The organism is Xanthomonas sp. NCPPB 2933 (genome assembly GCF_056725225.1).
The window spans coordinates 639,203-655,148 of record NZ_CM161518.1 but is presented as its reverse complement, the minus strand read 5'-3'; the positions used below and the strand labels follow the sequence as shown (position 1 = coordinate 655,148).

The following is a 15,946-nucleotide window of genomic DNA, read 5'->3' as shown; positions in this document are numbered from 1 at the left end:
CCTCACCCAGCATGTTTTCTGGACAACGCGCGCAGGCGCTGCCAGCCGCCCCAGCGGCGTGCATCGGCGCTCGGCCACCAATACAGCGCTGCCGCACCGACCGCCACGCACAGCGCCAGCGCGCATCCGGCCAGCCACGGCCACGGCCACGCGCGCGGAGGCGCCGCCACAGAAAGCTGCGCATCGCTCTCCGCCCCGCCCGGCACCAGCGTGACGCTGACGTTTTCGTAGGTCAGTCCTTCCACGCTGTGCATCACCAGCGTCTTGATGCTGGGCACCAGGCTGGTCAGATCGCTGCCGACGCGAAACTTGATGAACACCGCAGCGCTGGAGGGTTTGACCGAGGTGGACAGCGGGTCGTTGTTGGGAAGCACGATCTGCACATCGGCCGCGATCACGCCGTCGATATTCGACAAGGTCTGCGACAGCTGCTGCGACACGCCGTAGATGAAGCGCACGCGTTCTTCGGTGGGTGTGGAGATCAGGCCGTCTTTCTTGAACATCTCGCCGAGATTAGCGTGCCGCTCACGCGGCATGCCATGCGTGCGCAGCACGTTCAACGCGTACGCCACCTGATCGTGCGGCGCGTTGACCGCCCAGGTCTTGCCGTCATCGGGCGTGAGCTTTTCTGCATCCACACCGGCCGTCAGCAGCACGGCCAGCATGTCGTTGGCGTCGTTCTCGGTCAGCCCGGAATAGAGCTGCTGGTCGCAGCCAGACAGCAGCAGTGCGAGCAGCAACACCACCAGATATCTGAGCTTTCGCATGCTATTGGTTCTTGAACAGTGTCTGCACGGCGTTCTTGCCCGACTCCGCTACCCCAGCGCTGACATTGAGGTTGAAGCCGACCATCGTCACCTCATTCATCAACTTCATCTGTTGCGCAACCAGGTCATTCAGCCCCATGGTCGGCGCCTGCGTGCTGAAGGCATCGATATGCTCGGTCATGCTGCGCACGCCATCGTTTTGCACGTCGACCATCCGGCTCATCATGCTCGGCTCGCCGACACGCTGCATGGCTGGCGGCAACGGGCTGGAGGACTGCATCAGCGCCTGGAAGCGATTGACAAGCGTCTGGTTCGGCGCCGCCGTCGGCGACGCTGCTGGCGTGGTCAGGCCGGTACTGGCAGTGATCGGTGCGACAGGAGGAATGAGCGTCATGACATGTTCCGCAGGCTGGGTGGGGGTCCGGGTCAGGCGCGCAGATACTGGGCGTTGGGAACTTCCATCGGCGCGGCGGATTCGGCCGCCACTTCCAGCGGCGCGGGTGCGGGGGTGTAGCGTCCTGACAGCGCCTTGACCAGGCCAACGGCGTCGGCATCGGCGTTCTCTTCGATCAGACCGTCTGCAATGCCATGCCACGACGGGTCGCCCACCGCAAACAGGCAGCACGCGTACAAGGCCTTGCACAACGGCTTGGAGCCCGCATCGGCCTCCAGCTCACGCAGCAGGCGCGCGCCCTCCAGATAACTGCCGCGCTTGATCGCAATCCAGGCATCGAAGGTATCCAGCGCCTTCAGCTCGGGCCGCAGCACCCGCACGGCGGCCAGTACCGCTGCGGACTCTTCGAGTTTTTCGTGGGTCAGCCCCACCGTGATCAGGTTGATCAGCCCACTCACAACCGAACCGGAACATTCAATCTTTTCCATACCGCACCTCGTCATTCAATGGCTGTGGACAGCATGCGTGCGTAACGTACGCGTCGGCGCCAACGAAGACTTTTCAGAAGCGAACATCGGAATACCATCGCGAACAAACACATCGTGCTTCGTACACCCATGCACACGTTCGCCTTGGAAGCGGATCGTCCGGCAACGGCTCGCCCAGAATCGGCGTGCAGCAACAGCGGCCGGAGATCGCCATGTCGGATGAAAAGACCGAGAAGCCGACCGAAAAGAAACTGCAGGATGCGCGCAGGGATGGGGAAGTCCCGATCAGCCCGGATGTCACTGCCGCCGCGGTGCTGCTGGCCGCACTGTTGGTGCTGAAACTGACAGGCAGCTATTTTGTCGAACACCTGCGTGCATTGATGTCGATCGGTTTCGATTTCACCGCCAATACGCGCGATGCCACCGCCTTGCACCGTGCGCTCGGTCGCATCGGCATCCAGGGTGTGTTGCTGACGCTGCCCTTCGTGGCGGCCTGCCTGGCCGCAGGATTGATCGGCACCTTTGTGCAGACCGGGCTCAATGCCTCGCTCAAACCGGTCACGCCCAAATTCGATTCGCTCAACCCCGTCAACGGCGTCAAAAAACTCTTTTCGTTACGCAGTCTCATCAACCTGCTGAAGCTGGGCATCAAGGCGGCCGTGATCGGCGTGGTGCTGTGGTATGGCCTTCGTGCACTCATGCCGACCATCATCGGGCTAGCCTACCAACCAACGGCCGACATCGCCCAGATCGGCTGGCGCGCACTGGGCGTTCTGTGCGCCCTGGCGGTGCTGGTGTTCGTGCTGGTCGGCGCGGCGGATTGGAGCGTGCAGCATTGGCTGTTCATTCGCGACAAGCGCATGAGCAAGGACGAGCAGAAGCGCGAACACAAGGAGAGCGAAGGCGACCCGGAAGTGAAGGGAAAGCGCAAGGAATTCGCCAAGGAACTGGTCTTCGGCGACCCGCGCGAGCGCGTTGCCAAGGCCAAGGTGATGGTGGTCAACCCGACCCATTACGCCGTCGCGCTCGCCTACGAGCCGGACGGTTTCGGTTTGCCGCAAGTGGTTGCCAAGGGCGTGGACGACGGTGCGCTGGAACTGCGTGCCTATGCGCACAACCAGGGCATCCCGATCGTGGCGAACCCGCCGTTGGCGCGTGCGCTGCATGCGGTCGAACTGGGCGAGGCGGTTCCCGAATCGCTGTTCGAAACGGTGGCAGTGGTGCTGCGCTGGGTCGATGAGCTGGGCCGCGACAACGATGACGGCAGCGGTCCGCTGCCCTGCTAGGAGATGGCATGCGCCTGACACGGTATTTCTCATACACCGGTGAGGTGGCGATCGCCGCCTTGGTGGTGGCGGTCATCGGCTTGATGATCCTGCCGCTGCCCACCCCGCTCATCGATACGCTGCTGGGCATCAACATCACCTTGAGCGTGGTGTTGCTGATGGTCACGATGTATGTGCCCGACTCGATCTCGCTGTCGTCGTTTCCCTCGTTGCTGCTGTTCACCACACTGCTGCGGCTGTCGTTGAACATCGCATCGACAAAATCGATCCTGCTGCATGCCGAGGCCGGCCACATCATCGAGAGCTTCGGCGAGCTGGTGGTCGGCGGCAACCTGGTGGTGGGCCTGGTGGTGTTTCTGATCATCACCACGGTGCAGTTCATCGTGATCGCCAAGGGCTCCGAGCGCGTGGCGGAAGTCGGTGCGCGCTTCACCCTGGATGCGATGCCCGGCAAGCAGATGAGCATCGATGCCGACCTGCGTGGCGGCAACCTGACCGCGGACGAAGCACGCCGCAAACGCGCGCGGCTGGCCATCGAGAGTCAACTGCACGGCGGCATGGATGGCGCCATGAAATTCGTCAAGGGCGACGCCATCGCCGGCCTGGTGATCACCATGGTGAACATCCTGGCCGGCATCGTGGTGGGCGTGACCTACCACGGCATGAGCGCAGGCGAGGCGGCCAACCGCTTTGCGATCCTGTCGGTCGGCGATGCAATGGTGTCGCAGATCGCCTCGCTGCTGATCTCGGTGGCGGCCGGCGTCATGATCACCCGCGTGGCCAACGAGAACGAGGCCAAGATCAGCTCGCTCGGGCTCGACATCGGCCGCCAGCTCACCAGCAATGCCCGCGCCTTGCTGGCAGCCAGCGTCTTGCTGGCCTGCTTTGCGTTCGTTCCGGGATTTCCCGCACTGCTGTTCCTGTTGCTGGCGGCGGCCGTGGGCGCAGGCGGCTATACGATCTGGCGCAAGCAGCGCGATGTCAGCGGTACCGATCAGCCCACGCTGCCATCGACCAGCCGCAAGGGCGCCAAGGGCGATGCGCCGCATATCCGCAAGAGCGCGCCGGATTTCGCCTCGCCCCTGTCGATGCGGCTGTCGCCGCAACTGGCTGCGCGGCTCGACCCGGCACTGCTGGATCAGGCGATCGAAAGCGAGCGCCGGCAATTGGTGGAGCTGTTGGGCCTGCCGTTTCCGGGCATTGCGATCTGGCAGAGCGAGTCACTGCAGGACATGCAATACGAAGTGTTGATCCACGATGTGCCGGAAACCCGCAGCGCGTTGAGCGATACGGCGGACATGCCGAAAGCGCTGGCCCAACAAGCCATCGCACCGTTGCATGCACGCGCGCATCTGTTCGTCGGCATCCAGGAAACGCAGTGGATGCTGGAACAGGTGGGCGCGGACTATCCCGGGCTGGTTGCAGAGGTCAACAAGGCCATGCCCGCCCAGCGCATCGCCGATGTGTTGCGGCGGCTGCTGGAAGAACGCATCCCGGTGCGCAACATCAAGAGCATCCTGGAGAGCCTGGTGGTGTGGGGACCGAAGGAAAAGGATCTGCTGATGCTGACCGAGTATGTGCGCTGCGATCTCGGCCGCTATCTTGCGCACACCGCGACCGCAGGCACCGGACAGCTGCCTGCGGTGATGCTCGATCACGCGGTGGAACAGTTGATCCGGCAGTCGATTCGCGCCACGCCGGCCGGCAATTTCCTGGCCCTGCCACCGGAGCAGGCCAATCAGCTCCTCGAACAGGTGGAACGCATCGTCGAAGATCAGGCGCGGCATCCGCTGGCAGTGGTCGCCTCGATGGACGTGCGGCGTTATGTGCGCCGCATGATCGAGGCACGCCTGAACTGGCTGGAGGTGTATTCGTTCCAGGAACTGGGCGCAGAGGTGCAGCTGCAGCCGATCGGCAGAGTGGTGGCCTGATGCGCAAGCCACCGGTCCGCCATGTGCGCATCCTGCCGATTGCCGGCGCACCGCTGCAGCCGCACGCAGCGGCAGCGCCGGCGCGTGCCACGCAACGTGTCAGCTTCCTGCAACTGCGCCGACGCCTGAGCAGCGTGTTGGCCGGATTGCCGGACACGGTCTTGCCGGAGGATGGCGACGACGATCCGACGCTGCCGGAAGTGGTGGATGCTGCCAGCGACGATCACGGCCCTGCGCCGCTGCCAAGCGCACCTCCAAGCGCAACGCCCTGCCTGGATGACGGCAATCGTCGACAGATCGCCCGAGGCGATGACGGCGACGCACTGGGTCGGCAGATCGCCACCGAGTGGATCCGCACCCAACGCGCGCAGCTGGCCATCAACCACATCGCGCTGCGGGTGGCCGAGTTTTGCAATGCCACGCCGGTACGCGGCGCAGGTATCTGGGAAGCGTGGCTGGAGATCAACCACGACATCCTGCCGCAGACCACGCTGTTCTTGCGGCTTTCGCCAGACCAGCTATCGCTTCGCTTCGACAGCGGCTCGCCGGAGAAACGCGAGGTACTTTTGAATGGAAGAAAACGTTTGGATACTGCATTGAAGGCTGCGCTCAGCGACACGCTTCAGATCAGCATCGAGGTCGTCTAGCGCTGCATCTGCAGCAGACCAGCCATAGCGAGGGACGCCGTGTTGTCAACAGAGCCGAGCCTGACGTCGCCGGCACGCGACTTGTCGCAGGCGCTGACCCACGTGCCCGCCGTGCGTGCGCAGCTGGGCAGAGTGCTGTGCGATCCGCGTGCCGCACAGCGTTGCGGCTACACCGCGCAACGCCGTGGCATCCGGGCTGCGGATGCCGCGCGCCTGCAGTTGCAGTTCGACAGCGGCAACCTGGAGTTGCGGATCGCTGCACGCGACGGCCTGGCGCTGCTGTTGAACGAAGCCGATGACGCCCTGCGCGTGGCGATCGCCGGTGTGCTGTTAAGCGATGATCTGCGCGCCCTGACACCACTGGGACTGGGCGCTGCCGAGGTGGTCGCCTTCGAGCGCTGTGCGGATGCAGTCGATCGCCTCGATATCGGCATCACGCTGGGAGGCATCGACGCGATCGCAGAAACCGCCAGCCCGCTGCTGCTTGCCGCGCTGCAAACGGCAAGCGCTGCGCTGGCTCAGCCATCGCCACTGCCGGCCTGGCTGAGCGCACTGCGGGTGACCACGCGCCTGCGTATCGGCCAGCGCGCGGCAACGGCGGCGTTGCTGCAATCGCTGCGCCCGGGCGATGTCCTGCTGCACGCGCTTGCCACGGCTCCCGTGCGCAGCGGCGAGCTGCTCTGGGGCATCCCTGGAGGCGCCGTGTTGCGCGCTCCGGTACGCCTGACCCTGCAACAGATGATTCTGGAGACCGCCCCCACCATGCAGCACGATATGCCCGCGTCCGACTCCTCATCGTCCGCCACCGATGTGGCGGCACTGGAACTGCCCGTACAGCTGGAAGTGGACCAGCTTGCGCTGTCTCTGTCAGTGCTGTCGGGCTTGCAGCCCGGCCAGATCCTCGAACTGTCGGTGCCGGTGGATCAGGCCGACATCCGCCTGGTCGTCTACGGCCAGACCATCGGCATCGGCAGATTGCTGGCGGTGGGCGAACATCTCGGCGTGCAGATCCTCAGCATGTCGGAGACTGCGCATGCAGATGCCTGATGTCGGCTCGCTGCTGCTGGTGGTCATCATGCTGGGGCTGCTGCCCTTCGCAGCGATGGTGGTCACCTCCTACACCAAGATCGTGGTCGTGCTCGGCTTGCTGCGCAATGCCATCGGCGTGCAGCAGGTGCCGCCGAACATGGTGCTCAACGGCGTCGCGTTGCTGGTGTCGTGCTTTGTGATGGCGCCGGTGGGCATGGAGGCGTTCAAGGCCGCGCAGAATTACAGTCCCGGTGCCGACAACAGCCGTGTGGTGGTATTGCTCGATGCCTGCCGCGAACCGTTTCGGCAGTTCCTGCTCAAGCACACCCGCGAGCGCGAGAAAGCCTTTTTCATCCGCTCGGCGCAGCAGATTTGGCCCAAGGACAAGGCCGATACGCTCAAGCCGGACGACCTCCTCGTGCTGGCACCGGCATTCACGCTGAGCGAGCTGACCGAGGCGTTCCGCATCGGGTTCCTGCTGTATCTGGTCTTCATCGTGATCGATCTGGTGGTGGCCAATGCATTGATGGCGATGGGCCTTTCGCAGGTGACGCCGACCAACGTGGCCATTCCGTTCAAACTGCTGTTGTTCGTGGCGCTGGATGGCTGGTCCATGCTGATCCACGGCCTGGTCCTGAGTTATCGGTGACGCCATGGACCACGACGATCTGGTGCGATTCACTTCCGAAGCCTTGTTGCTGTGCCTCAAGGTGTCGTTGCCGGTGGTCGGCGTGGCCGCAGTGGCCGGGCTGCTGATCGCCTTCATCCAGGCAGTGATGTCGCTGCAGGATGCCTCGATTTCGTTCGCGCTCAAGCTGGTAGTGGTGGTGGCTGCCATTGCAGTCACTGCGCCCTGGGGCGCCTCGGCGATCATGCAGTTCGGTCAGGCGCTGATGCAGGCGGCCTTTCCATGATCCGGCGCATTTCGCCAGGCGCTGTGCCGCCGTCGCTGCCGAGCGCGCCCGGCGCACCGCACCACCACGCCGATGCGCCGCAGGCTGGCGTGCAGTCGCCTGCGGACTCGGCACATCATGCCCCCCGTCTGCGCCCCGCTCCGCCACGCAAGCGGCGACGCGGCATGCGCTCGCTGGATGGCATGGACGACGAACGCGACGCCACCGAACTGGAAGAAGCCGAAGCGGCACGCGTCTCGGCGCTGCGCGGCCGTGTCAGCATCGCAATCGCTCAGCCACAGGGCCAGGGGCAACGCCAGGATGATCAGCATGGCGAGGGCGGCAATGCGCAGGCCGGCGATCCGCAGGCGGGAAGAGGGCAAAGCGCTTCGTCGGTGCACCTGGACAACAGTGTGCGTGCGAGTGTCGACGGCGTTCTCGACCGCTACGCGACGACACGCGCCGCCGACCCGACGGTCAGGCGACGCGCGCTTGCCGTTGCGCTTGTCGAACTGCGCGCGATCGGCATTGCCCATCCTGCCGCAGCACAGTTGACGGCCATGGTCTGGAGGTTGATGCGCGAGCATCTGCGCTCCGGCACCGCGAGCACAGCTGCGGAAAACCTGCAGGCGTTACGGAAGCTTCTGGTGGAGCTGGTGGCGGCGCAACCGGAGCCATCGCCAGCGCTGCGCAACTTCCATCTACTGCTTCCGTTGGTGCTGCTCAACGCGGAAAAACCACGTAAACGCCTTGATCGTGTCGGCGCCATCACACGTTTGAACACACTGCTGATTGAGCACCAGGAGCGGACCGCTCAGGAGATTCGCGCATGACCATGCAACTTCGCGTGCTGACGGGAATCCATGCCGGCGCACGATTAGATTTGCAGCCAGGCAGCTATACGTTGGGCGCCGATCCCCAAGCCGAAATCCGGATCGAAGATTGGCCTGATTGTTCGCTCATCATCGAGGTGGATGCAGATGGTCAAGTGCGTTATCGCAGCGACGCGTTGCCGACGACAGCGTTTGTTGCGCTGCATCCGGTGCGCTTTGGTCCGTTGGTGCTCTGCATCGGCGACGCTGCGGCCGATTGGCCGGACGATGTTGCGCTGCTGGAGCAGCTACTGTCGCCCGCCGCGACGCCGGCAGCGCCTTTGCCACGCAGGTCCAGGCGCAACGCACTGCGTGCAGTGGTGGGCGCCATGCTAGCGCTGGCCGCGGCGGCACTGTTGCCCTCCCTGCTCCCGGCCTTCCTCTCCGATGCGGCTCCCCCACGCAGCCAGGACAACCAGCTCAATCAGGTGCGATTCGTGCTCAAACAGCTTGGCTTGCGCGAAGCGCGCGTGGAGCAGGTCGGGTCGCGCGTGCGGGTCGAGGGCCTGGTGACAAGCAGCGCGGATGCAGCGCGCCTGCGCGCACAACTGCATCGGTATCAACATGCGGTCACCGTCGATGTGGTGGTGGTGGATGAGGTACTGGCAACCCTCCGCGATACCTTGGCCGACCGCGACCTGAGCGTGCGTTACGACGGCCAGGGCGTTTTCTCCATTGCCGGCAGCAGCGACAACGCAGAGCGCGCGATCCGGCGGATCGCCGACCTGCGCAGCGATCTGGGCCCGGAAATCCGCAAGCTGCACGTGGACATCGCCCAGCAGGATCCGTCCGTGAAAACACCTGCCAACTACGACGCCGCCTTGCTTGTCGACGGACTGCATTACGTGGAGACCCCGGACGGCACCAAGCACCTGACCTCCACCACTTACTGAGTTAATCCAACGAGGATCGGTCATGTTTGAATCCATTACTGAAAGCATCGCCCATGACATGGGTGCCTTGATCAAGGTCAAATCCGAAGATGCCAGCGGCGAGCGCCTGGCAAGGATTGTCGATGCGCTGGATAACACAAGACAGCAGGTGCAGGTGCAGTGGATGGCCGCAACCGACGCTGCAGATCGCACCCGGCTTTCGACACTGCACGAAGGCTTCAATGCCGCCCATGCGCTGGTCTCGCACATCGCGGCGGCTGCCTGACCCAATCCCTGCTAGTGAAGCAAGCAGGGTTTCCCGCGCCAACGGCGCTTCTCAAAAGAAATAGGAGATCAACATGTCACTTCTTGAAGGCATCAACAGAGGCGGATCAGCCAAGGACCTTCTGAGCAACACGTTCAAGGACAAGTTTGATAGTGAAATAAGCAGCATGGGTCAGTCCAGCCAGGCAAACTCCTTCATGGGCGGTGTGGGCGACTCAGTCTCAACGACCATCAAAAGCAACAACTATGTCAGCCGCGAGATGAACGCATTGAACTTGAATGCCTCGTTGAACAATGTAATCAGAAAATTCGGGGAGACGATGAAAGACGCGACGCGTTAAGACAAAAATGGTTCATCACCTGCGCAGGCCCGCCCAGACGGGTCTGCGCAACCGACAGCGGTTAGGCAATGGCTTCGGCACGATTCGAAACCCTGGCTGCGGAACTGTGCGATGTGCTTGGCCTGCCGGATGTGCAGGAGTTGATCGAGCACCGCACGATCCAGATAGACGGATTCGAGGTCTATCTGCACATGCCGGAGCCACAGTCCGAGGAGGAAGCGCAGGAAGAAGCGCTTTACCTACGCATCTCCTACGGCCTTGCTCCTGCGGGACGGACCCTGACGGTCTTCCGGCTGTTGCTGGAAGCCAACCTGTCGGTATATGCGCAGGACCAGGCGCAACTCGGATTGAACGATGCCGGCGTGATCGTGCTGGTCGTGCGCGTTCCGCTGGACGACGACGTCGACGGTGCCTGGATCTGCGATCTGCTCGCCCATTACGCCGAGCATGGCCGTTACTGGAACAACAACATCTTCATTGCACACGACGAAATGTTCGAAGGAATCGCAACGGGAAACTATCTGTGGCTACGCGCGTGAGGTGCCCGGCGTTGCTTGCATGCCGATGGTGTTAGCCAGACATGCACGACTGCGCAGCACGCTGCCGGCGCCTTGCGCATCCGCTGCGCCGTATCGCATCGCTACGCTGTCGCGCGGTTATTTCCCACCGCAGGATTTCGTCCGCCATTCATCTCTTGCAAGGACACTCGCCAATGAATCTCGCCATTCCCTCACATAGCACTGCGAGCTTACAGCCGTCCTCATTCTCCCCTTCGGAGCAGCAAGCCCTCACCGCGGTGATCATGAGCATGCTGGCGTACTGCATGCAACGCCTGCTCAGCGACATGATGCAGCCACAGGATCAGCCGTCCAGTGATGGTCAACCAACGACCACCCCCAATCCGACACCGTCTATGCCGCCATCGAACCCGCCGTGTTCCACCAACCCCGGCGGGCAACACGGCAGCGGCAGCGGTGCCGGCAATGGCAATGGCAATGGCAACAACGGTGGCAACGGCAGCAACACCTCCGGAACGGGAACCGGCAACGGCGCATCGCCCAGCAACCCGGGTCACTCGGCGACTCCCACACCCACGCCCACCGACGGTGCTCACGGCACGCCAGGCCCGACCGGCACGCAGGCGCCACTGCCTCCCGGCAAGGTCGTCACTGCGCCACCCGGCATCCAGAACAAGCCCATCGTGGTGCACAAGGGCGAGGTGTTCGACGGCAAGAACCAGCTATACGTCGGCGGCCCTTGCCTGGGCAAAGGCGATCAGGACGAGCACCAGCAACCGCTGTTCATCGTCGAGGACGGCGGCAGTCTCTGCAATGTCCACATGACGGGCGGCGGCGACGGTGTGCATTTCATGGCCAGCGGCAAGATGGTCAACTGCGTCAACGAGGATGTCAGCGAGGATGCCGTCACCATCGATGGGCAGGGCAACCGTGAGCATGATGCGGGGATTGCCGGTTGCAGCCCCGAGGTCGTCGGCCGGCCGAAGGTCGAGATCATCAATTGCACGTTCAAGAACGCCGCAGACAAGGTCGTGCAGGACAACGGCGCTGCCGACGTGGTGATGTCGGGCGACACCGTCGAGGGTGCCAGCAAGGTCTTCCGCACCAACGGTGGGCATGCCGATATCGACTCGCACCTTCAGGTCGAGAATTGCGAGTTCAACCAGGTCAAGGAAGCGGTGTTCCGGACCGACGCGCCCGGCGCGACGGTGACGCTGGCAAACCTGAAGACCGATGCGCCCAACGAGGCGATTGTGCTGGACGCTTCCCAGGCGATAGGTGCGACACGTATCGGCCACAAGCCCTACAGCGGCTGATCGCGCGCGCTGCACCGTCGCCGCGCGTCGATCGCGCCCGGCAGATGCATGGTTGCCGCATCTGCCGGGCGTCAGTGCCCGCCGTCGTAGGCGATGACCGCAGACCGACCATCATCGCTGCGACGCCTGCGCGGCACGCACTGCGTCGCGGTAAGCAGACACTGCTGCCATGTGCAAACGGGCCGCTCGCCCTGTGCGGCTTTACAGCAGCAGCGAGCACAGTCGGACGCGAACCGCCACACGCGAGAGATCGACCTTGACCCGTATCCGCTCCGCCACCGTGACACTCGGGCTGCCTGGCAACAGCCATGGCGAGGCGCATGCCGGCACGCCGGCGCCGCACAAGCAGGCCCATCACCGACTGCATCAACTGGATGGGCCCGCGGCCGAGTCCGAGGCACGTGCTGCAGAAATGGATGTGGCCGCACGGGTACATCGCTACACCGCAGCTGCTGCCGACAGCGGACAGGGCACGCCTGCGCCGCGCGAGACAGGCAGGCTGCGCGGCGTGCGCAAGTCGTTGCAGAGGCTCGCCCGGCTCGCCGGCACGGCGGTGGGCATCGCCGGGCAGGCCACTCCCGACCACACGCGCCTGCTGCGCTACCAGGGCACGTCTGCGCAGCCTGCACCACCCGCTCGGGCAGCGCCAGGCGACTGGCACGCACTGGCTCCCTTGCAGACAGCGGCATTCTCCGCCTCGCAACGGCTGAGCGATGCACGGATCGCCGTGCGCAAGGCCGCAGCGCTACAGCGCCTGGTGCAGCTGCATCTCGATCGCCTGGAGCAGGACACCGGTTTACATGCCAGACGCGCACCGCGCCTGGCCGACCGTGCCAACGAGACCCGCAAACGCCAACAGGTGCTGGCCACCTGGAACGCGCTGCTACGCAAACACATCGCCGATTGCAGCGAGCGCCTGGCGCACACCGAGCAACAGCTGCAGCAGCAGTTGGACCAACTGACGGCCATGCCCGCGCCTGCGGCAAGCGATCGTCGACCGCGCCTGCGCGACATGCTCAAGCACGAAGCCGAGCTGGATCGCATCCGCAAGCTGCACGAGCACGCGCGCCATCTGTCCGCCCTGCGCGAGAAACAGCAGGCCTCGCTGCAGCGCCTGCACGTGCGCGCCGCCAGCCTCGACACCACCCTGGCGCAGGCGCTGCAGTCTGCGCACATCGTGGCTGGCGACCTGTTCGAGACCGCTGCGCACGCCGACGAGCTGCGTGCACTGCTGCCGGCGCTGGCGGGCCTGACGCACTCGCTCGCGCAGGAGGTCGACACCGCAGCGGCCGACGATCTGCGCGCCAGCCAGGCGCTAAGTGCCGCGTCGGACGCGCTGATTGCCGCGCAGATCGCGCAGACCGCATCCAGCGCAACCGATGCGGCTGCGGCCACTGCATTGCGCAGCCGCTTGTCGACATGGGCGAGCGGGCTCTCCACCACGCGTTTCGGCGACCAGGCGGTGCCTGCAGCGGGCATCGTGGCCATCGCGCTTGGCGCGCTGCGCTCGGCAGTGGCCGGTGTGCTCGGCGACAACCGCGCTGACGCGGCGGCGCTACTGCTTGCCACCTTCGACCATGTCCACAACGGCACCTGGAGCGCGCTGATCCCTGCCGATCCGCAACAGCACGATGCCCGACAGGGCGCGACGATGGGCGAGCACGCCGGGATTCCACGCGCAGCGATCGAGGCGGCGACGACGCGCTGGCTGGAGACCCTGGCGCGCGTGCCGCGCGGCCGCCAGGTGCTCGGCCAGTTGATCCAGGCACGCCACGAGCGTGCCGCCGACCCGGGCCGCCAGGACATCGCGCGCATCGCATTACGGGCCGATGCGCTGCTGCGCGCCACGCCTGTAGACGATGCCGCCACGCGGTGCTGGCTGAGCGATGCACGGCGCGCGGCCGGAAGTGCCCTGCACGCGGCCGACCCGGCGCAGGCGCTGCAGACCTGCAGCAGCGACGAACGCGCGGCCTACCATGCGCTGCGCAACGGCTACGAGTCGCGTGCTCCCGACTCGGCGTATGCGCGCGCAAACGCCCACCTGCAGGCCTTCGGCGAGGCGGTGCGCACGGCCACCTCGCCCCATCCTGCAGGCGCACACGCGAGCGCTCCCAATCCGCTGCATGCCTTGTCGGAGGGGCTGGAGGTCGCATCGGCCACCGCACTGCCGACACCGCGTCGACGCGCCAACCTGACCCTGGAACACGCCGGCGCTGCCTTGATCGGCTACCTGGGCGCATTGCATGCCGCCCGGCTGCAGGGCTGTGTGCCATCGCAGGCCGAGTTGCACTGGCAGGCGGCTGCTGAGTTGCTGCAGTGGGTCGATGAGGACGTGGACCGCAGCGGCATGGTCTTCGATGCCGCCACCCTGGCGCGCATCGCCGAACGTGCGGCGGTGCTGCACGACCACCATCAGGCACAGGCATCCTGCACCCCGGGCGGTGCAGCGGTACAGGCAGCGCCACCGGAAGGATTGCAGCGTGCCTGGGAGCAGGTGCGAAGCGGCCGCTGCACCGCGCCAGCCGCGTTCGATCTGTTGCGCACCTGCCTGTCTACCGTGCGGGCGGAGCACGCAGAGCAGGCAGCCCAGCTGCAACCGAGCAATGCCTCGCCACAGGCCGCGGTGTGGCTCGCACATGCGGATGACTGCCTGGCGCATTTCGACACCGCCATCGACAAGACCTTGCAGTTGGCGAAGCAGACCGGTGCCGGCGCCCTGGCCCACCCCGAGGCGTTGCTGGACCTGCTGCGCGACATGCTCTCGCATCTGGAATGGCGCGACCGCTGGCGGATGACCTGCCAACGGACCTGGGGCGCCAATCTCGCACCGCTTTCGGCGGCAGCTGCCGTTGCAGGATCTGCGTTCGGCCTGGGCGCGCGACTGATCGCCAGCATGCAGTGCAATCGCGATGCCTCGCTAGAGTTCTACATGGGACGTACCGGTCTATACCTGCAGATCAGTCGCCAATCAGCGACGCAGCGCCAGCTCGGTGCGGGCCTGACTGCCGGCTATGGCATCGCTGTGGACAGTGCCTACGCGGCAGCCGGCGTGTCGGCCGCCGTGGACTGGCGCTATCGGCGCGAGGTCGGTGTGGAAGACGGCCTGCAGATCCGTATCCCCCGACTGGGCAAGGGCCGCGAGCCGGCACTGTTGCAGGCGTTTTTGCGCATGCTGGGGCATCTGGTGCGCCGCGCAGCATCCGATCATCCAGAGCAGCCACACGGCGCGGACTGGATGCATGCGTTGCTGGCCGAGCATCCGGAGGCCAGCGTCGGGCTGATCGACCAGGCCGCACGCGTCAGCCAGGGAACCGAATGCAGCGCCAGCGTCAGCGCCGGCCTGCGCGCAGGCGATACACACGGCCGTCGTGCGGGCGGCTCGCTCGGGCTCGGCATCAAAGCGCGCCAGGACCTCGGCTGGACGTCGACGACCGTGGCCGGCTACATGACCACGCAGTATTGCGACACCACCGCCGCACGCCGGGTGGAAGCGGCCGCACGCCTGACGGCCGGCGTACAACTGGCACTTGCCCAGCAGCGCCGCGAAGGTGCATCGGCGACGCCTGCAGCCAGCACCACGGTCTCGGCAATCGAAGCCGGCTATGTCACCGAAGTGAGCGCGGACGTGGCCACCGCGTTCTGCACGCTGTTCCAGTTCGGCGGCGAAATCGATGCGGCCCGCAGCGACCGCGCAACCGACTTCGCGCAATTCGCAGCGTTCGAACGCCTGGTCCGCACCCAGTGGGAGCGCTGGGCCGACTACGGCCTGGTCAAACTGGGCAACGATGTCGACCAGACCTTGCAACCGGTGCTGGCAGAGCTGCAACTGGAGCATTTCATGCAGCAGGCCATGCGTTTTGCCGATGGCAACGCGCTGGCCGCACTGTTTGCCGACGAGGCGTTACGCAGCGCCGCTGCGCCGTTGCTGGACGTGCACCGGGCACTTGCACTGGTGGCGCAGGACGCGGGTGACCACGCGCGTGCACTCGCCGAGCGTACGGCCTTCGATGCCTTGCTGCAGCAGCCCGCCGTGTGGGAGCCGACCTTGCTGCTGGTCCGCGAGAAGGCGAAACTGACCGAAGAACGTGGCGTGGATTTCATCGTCAAGCGCCAGCGCAACCGCATCGCCGAGGCCATGCGCACGGTCGGTCAATGGCCGGCGTACGAAGCGGTACCGCGCGCCGCAGCGCCCCGTTCCACTCCCACTGCTCGCAGGTAAGCCGCGCGCCAGGCCGGCACCGGGAGCATCAGCAAGCGACAGACGCAACGGCGGCTGCGTCTGTCCTTGCAGCGTGCAATCCGCGAGC

The 15,946-nt window shown here is 65.2% G+C and carries 16 protein-coding genes; 13 read left to right on the top strand and 3 right to left on the bottom strand.

Features of this window, described 5'->3' with window-relative positions:
* Positions 1 to 2: 2 nt before the first annotated feature.
* Genes sctJ through AC1PLU_RS02785 form a run of 3 tightly spaced genes read right to left on the bottom strand, consistent with a single transcriptional unit; the run spans position 3 to position 1,649 of the window.
* Positions 3 to 767: a type III secretion system inner membrane ring lipoprotein SctJ gene (gene sctJ, locus AC1PLU_RS02795; protein ID WP_228425348.1), complete on the bottom strand. Its 765-nt coding sequence runs from the start codon at positions 765 to 767 to the stop codon at positions 3 to 5.
* A gap of 1 nt (position 768) precedes the next feature.
* Positions 769 to 1,161, bottom strand: coding sequence for a type III secretion protein HrpB2 (locus AC1PLU_RS02790; protein WP_481107642.1), 393 nt, complete (start codon positions 1,159 to 1,161; stop codon positions 769 to 771).
* Between the two features lie 32 nt (positions 1,162 to 1,193).
* Positions 1,194 to 1,649: an HrpB1 family type III secretion system apparatus protein gene (locus tag AC1PLU_RS02785; protein ID WP_481107641.1), complete on the bottom strand. Its 456-nt coding sequence runs from the start codon at positions 1,647 to 1,649 to the stop codon at positions 1,194 to 1,196.
* A 212-nt stretch (positions 1,650 to 1,861) separates the two neighbouring features.
* On the opposite strand from AC1PLU_RS02785, the gene sctU reads away from it, so the two are divergent.
* The 13 genes from sctU (at position 1,862) to xopZ (ending at position 15,858) form a co-directional block, all read left to right on the top strand.
* A complete protein-coding gene (sctU, locus tag AC1PLU_RS02780; RefSeq protein ID WP_481107640.1) occupies positions 1,862 to 2,935 on the top strand; it encodes a type III secretion system export apparatus subunit SctU in 1,074 nt (357 codons plus the stop codon).
* An 8-nt stretch (positions 2,936 to 2,943) separates the two neighbouring features.
* Positions 2,944 to 4,866 carry an FHIPEP family type III secretion protein gene (locus tag AC1PLU_RS02775; protein WP_481107639.1) on the top strand — a complete coding sequence of 641 codons (1,923 nt, stop codon included), beginning with the start codon at positions 2,944 to 2,946 and terminating at the stop codon, positions 4,864 to 4,866.
* Complete coding sequence (gene sctP, locus AC1PLU_RS02770; RefSeq protein ID WP_481107638.1) at positions 4,866 to 5,513, top strand: type III secretion system protein SctP; 648 nt, start codon at positions 4,866 to 4,868, stop codon at positions 5,511 to 5,513. Before AC1PLU_RS02775 ends, sctP begins: the two co-directional genes overlap by 1 nt.
* A gap of 93 nt (positions 5,514 to 5,606) precedes the next feature.
* Positions 5,607 to 6,560, top strand: coding sequence for a type III secretion system cytoplasmic ring protein SctQ (gene sctQ, locus AC1PLU_RS02765; protein ID WP_481108450.1), 954 nt, complete (start codon positions 5,607 to 5,609; stop codon positions 6,558 to 6,560).
* Complete coding sequence (sctR, locus tag AC1PLU_RS02760) at positions 6,547 to 7,191, top strand: type III secretion system export apparatus subunit SctR (RefSeq protein ID WP_006451038.1); 645 nt, start codon at positions 6,547 to 6,549, stop codon at positions 7,189 to 7,191. Before sctQ ends, sctR begins: the two co-directional genes overlap by 14 nt.
* 4 nt (positions 7,192 to 7,195) lie before the next feature.
* Positions 7,196 to 7,456: a type III secretion system export apparatus subunit SctS gene (gene sctS / locus AC1PLU_RS02755; RefSeq protein ID WP_005994479.1), complete on the top strand. Its 261-nt coding sequence runs from the start codon at positions 7,196 to 7,198 to the stop codon at positions 7,454 to 7,456.
* Positions 7,453 to 8,268 carry a 4-hydroxyphenylacetate catabolism regulator HpaA gene (locus AC1PLU_RS02750; RefSeq protein ID WP_481107637.1) on the top strand — a complete coding sequence of 272 codons (816 nt, stop codon included), beginning with the start codon at positions 7,453 to 7,455 and terminating at the stop codon, positions 8,266 to 8,268. The genes sctS and AC1PLU_RS02750 overlap by 4 nt, the downstream gene beginning before the upstream one ends.
* Complete coding sequence (hrpD5, locus tag AC1PLU_RS02745; RefSeq protein ID WP_104646824.1) at positions 8,265 to 9,200, top strand: HrpD5 family protein; 936 nt, start codon at positions 8,265 to 8,267, stop codon at positions 9,198 to 9,200. The genes AC1PLU_RS02750 and hrpD5 overlap by 4 nt, the downstream gene beginning before the upstream one ends.
* Positions 9,201 to 9,222: 22 nt before the next feature.
* A complete protein-coding gene (gene hrpD6 / locus AC1PLU_RS02740) occupies positions 9,223 to 9,465 on the top strand; it encodes an HrpD6 family protein (RefSeq protein WP_104646823.1) in 243 nt (80 codons plus the stop codon).
* 73 nt (positions 9,466 to 9,538) lie between these two features.
* A complete protein-coding gene (locus AC1PLU_RS02735; protein WP_102583247.1) occupies positions 9,539 to 9,805 on the top strand; it encodes a hypothetical protein in 267 nt (88 codons plus the stop codon).
* A gap of 68 nt (positions 9,806 to 9,873) precedes the next feature.
* Positions 9,874 to 10,344: a CesT family type III secretion system chaperone gene (locus AC1PLU_RS02730; RefSeq protein ID WP_481107636.1), complete on the top strand. Its 471-nt coding sequence runs from the start codon at positions 9,874 to 9,876 to the stop codon at positions 10,342 to 10,344.
* Between the two features lie 269 nt (positions 10,345 to 10,613).
* Positions 10,614 to 11,639, top strand: coding sequence for a pectate lyase (locus AC1PLU_RS02725; RefSeq protein ID WP_115037868.1), 1,026 nt, complete (start codon positions 10,614 to 10,616; stop codon positions 11,637 to 11,639).
* 256 nt (positions 11,640 to 11,895) lie between these two features.
* Complete coding sequence (gene xopZ / locus AC1PLU_RS02720; RefSeq protein ID WP_481107635.1) at positions 11,896 to 15,858, top strand: XopZ family type III secretion system effector; 3,963 nt, start codon at positions 11,896 to 11,898, stop codon at positions 15,856 to 15,858.
* The last annotated feature ends 88 nt before the right edge of the window (positions 15,859 to 15,946 follow it).

Bases quoted from the DNA above. Each gene is read 5' to 3' on its own strand.
- sctJ (WP_228425348.1), bottom strand. From the start codon at position 767: ATGCGAAAGCTCAGATATCTGGTGGTGTTGCTGCTCGCACTGCTGCTG.
- AC1PLU_RS02790 (WP_481107642.1), bottom strand. From the start codon at position 1,161: ATGACGCTCATTCCTCCTGTCGCACCGATCACTGCCAGTACCGGCCTG.
- AC1PLU_RS02785 (WP_481107641.1), bottom strand. From the start codon at position 1,649: ATGGAAAAGATTGAATGTTCCGGTTCGGTTGTGAGTGGGCTGATCAAC.
- sctU (WP_481107640.1), top strand. From the start codon at position 1,862: ATGTCGGATGAAAAGACCGAGAAGCCGACCGAAAAGAAACTGCAGGAT.
- AC1PLU_RS02775 (WP_481107639.1), top strand. From the start codon at position 2,944: ATGCGCCTGACACGGTATTTCTCATACACCGGTGAGGTGGCGATCGCC.
- sctP (WP_481107638.1), top strand. From the start codon at position 4,866: ATGCGCAAGCCACCGGTCCGCCATGTGCGCATCCTGCCGATTGCCGGC.
- sctR (WP_006451038.1), top strand. From the start codon at position 6,547: ATGCAGATGCCTGATGTCGGCTCGCTGCTGCTGGTGGTCATCATGCTG.
- sctS (WP_005994479.1), top strand. From the start codon at position 7,196: ATGGACCACGACGATCTGGTGCGATTCACTTCCGAAGCCTTGTTGCTG.
- AC1PLU_RS02750 (WP_481107637.1), top strand. From the start codon at position 7,453: ATGATCCGGCGCATTTCGCCAGGCGCTGTGCCGCCGTCGCTGCCGAGC.
- hrpD5 (WP_104646824.1), top strand. From the start codon at position 8,265: ATGACCATGCAACTTCGCGTGCTGACGGGAATCCATGCCGGCGCACGA.
- hrpD6 (WP_104646823.1), top strand. From the start codon at position 9,223: ATGTTTGAATCCATTACTGAAAGCATCGCCCATGACATGGGTGCCTTG.
- AC1PLU_RS02735 (WP_102583247.1), top strand. From the start codon at position 9,539: ATGTCACTTCTTGAAGGCATCAACAGAGGCGGATCAGCCAAGGACCTT.
- AC1PLU_RS02730 (WP_481107636.1), top strand. From the start codon at position 9,874: ATGGCTTCGGCACGATTCGAAACCCTGGCTGCGGAACTGTGCGATGTG.
- AC1PLU_RS02725 (WP_115037868.1), top strand. From the start codon at position 10,614: ATGCTGGCGTACTGCATGCAACGCCTGCTCAGCGACATGATGCAGCCA.